Genomic DNA, 533 nt, shown 5'->3' with positions numbered 1-533 from the left:
TTGGTATTATTTTCGGATTAATTCCAGCGAATAAAGCTGCGAAATTATTATATTTCACGTCGATTTTGAAGATTAATTTCTCGTTTGATATATTTATTCTTTTCCAATTTCGCTATTAATTGGCTAACCGCGCTAGAGCTTATATTCATTTCAATCGCAATTTCGCCGACCGTAATACGTTTCGCTAAATATACAATATCTAATACAACAGCTTGTTGTGTTGTAATACCACTATTTAAATATTGCTTGTAATGTTTATATATCAAGCGGTTTATAGTATATTCAGCTTCATTAATGCGTTTAACTTGTTCATATAAAGACAAAAAATCACCCGCTAATACGTTAGATAACTAATATATTAAGTAACTAATATGTTAGATATCTAATATGTTAGCAGGTGACTTATAAACCGTCAATCTTTATTATTGTCCTTAAAAGAGTTTTGTCATTTTTATACCATATTCACTTATAATAATGAATTTTGGTGCAAATACATGAAAAAGATTACAAATGCTAGTAGATTCCTAATGGTA

At 28.5% G+C, this 533-nt stretch carries 1 protein-coding gene; it reads right to left on the bottom strand.

All coding sequences use genetic code 11. From position 1 onward, the window contains the following. Nucleotides 1–47: 47 nt before the first annotated feature. On the bottom strand, nucleotides 48–323 hold the full coding sequence (locus MKO96_RS29225; protein WP_240589349.1) for a MarR family winged helix-turn-helix transcriptional regulator: 276 nt from the start codon (nucleotides 321–323) through the stop codon (nucleotides 48–50). Between the last annotated feature and the right edge of the window lie 210 nt (nucleotides 324–533).

Source organism: Bacillus sp. ES1-5, assembly GCF_022487605.1.
GTDB classification, from domain to species: domain Bacteria; phylum Bacillota; class Bacilli; order Bacillales; family Bacillaceae_G; genus Bacillus_A; species Bacillus_A wiedmannii.
The sequence above is the reverse complement of the archived record's forward strand: the minus strand, read 5'-3'. Positions and strand labels throughout refer to the sequence as shown.